Genomic DNA, 1,485 nt, shown 5'->3' on the forward strand with positions numbered 1-1,485 from the left:
AGATTGTGGATGCGGCCACGCTGAAAGGCCGTTATACAAGCATCCATATTGCACCACGACACGACTTACAGGTAGCTGATGATAAGACAGTTTTTGCCTTTCAATATCAACCTGAAACAACCTACGATGTTGCTGTTGATTTGCAAAATTTGACAAGTCAAACGCATAAATTAGATGCGCAATTGTTAGATGCAACGGTGGGGGACAATGGTACTTATAGGTATCAAACGACGCAGACAAAGGTTGGCATCCGCCAGTTTAGTCATCAAACGAAACAAAGCGTGGTCTTGAAACCAAATGAAGAGCGTCATGTTCATTTTCAATTACGTACGCCTAGACGTACCACGACGACAACGTATTTCGGGGGCTTGAAGGTGACTGAATATGATCAGGCAGATACTGGCCTACTCCGAAATGATGTCTCGTTCGTAACGAGTGTCTTGCTGGCTAACCAAACGATTGAGACGACGCACGTTAAGTATTTGACCGTGCAACGGGTACAACGGGCTAGTCAGTATGGCAAGTTAGGTTATAACATTGTGCTTCAGAATCGAGGCCCCAAAATCGTGCAGCATGTGGCAACTAAGGTGGTATTAACTGGTGGTGCTAAACACCAGGTTTCTCAAAGAAAGACAGTCAGCTTTCTTGCCTATGGGCAGACGACTATTTTTGTGCCAGATCAGGGGCAAGCAATTAAGCCACAGAAAGTAACGGTGACATTGCACACACAGACAGACGACACGGTCAAAAACAACGACGATTCCGCATCCAACAATTGTGACTCACAAACAAAAGAACCATCATAGTCTAGCATTCCTGTTTATTGTGCTCATATTATCTGGTATAGCTGGGCTGATGGCGGTTGTAATTGTTTGGCTCACGCGATCGAAAAATAAATGATGTAAGGGGATGGCATAATGGGGAATACAAAACGCATCTTCCTGGTAATGGCGACGCTTTTGGCGGCCATTGTTGGTGGAAGTAACGTGGTGTCCGCAAATTCAGGTGGGACAATTCCAGCGCCCCCCGAAAGCGGTCCACAAGTTGAGGGGAATTTTTATATTAATGGTTACACGCCAAAGCAAAATCCGAATTACCGTAATATGCAAACAGTTTCTGATGGCACAGCTAGTGTCATGGAAACGATGTGGTACAAGAATCCGGTTAATATTAAGCGGCCGTTCCAAACAAAGTTTTATATTTATATGGATGGAACAGCAGACGGGCTAACGTTCACTTTGCAAGGCCAAGGTCCAAATGCGAAAGGTTTTGCAGGTGAGGCACTTGGGGCGTACGGAAATGTGCGCGATGAACATAATAGTTACGGTGGTTATATTAAAAATGCCTTGAGCTTAGAATTTGATACGTATTTAAATTATGACTATAGTGATACGGATTACAACAATCAATATACGCAAGCTAACGGTGACCACTTGGCATACATTCACCCAGATGAGTCGGTGCCGTTTCAATGGGAGTTTGCCC

1 protein-coding gene and 1 pseudogene are annotated in these 1,485 nt (G+C 44.4%); both read left to right on the forward strand.

The features are described 5' to 3' along the window. On the forward strand, positions 1 to 806 hold an 806-nt coding region (locus WEIDD23_RS00460; RefSeq protein ID WP_197458742.1), incomplete at its 5' end, for a WxL protein peptidoglycan domain-containing protein. Positions 807 to 917: 111 nt separating this feature from the next. Beyond that, positions 918 to 1,485 (forward strand): annotated as a pseudogene (locus WEIDD23_RS13280) (hypothetical protein); the annotation flags it as partial.

This window comes from Weissella sp. DD23 (genome assembly GCF_001579105.1).
Classification (GTDB): domain Bacteria; phylum Bacillota; class Bacilli; order Lactobacillales; family Lactobacillaceae; genus Weissella; species Weissella cibaria.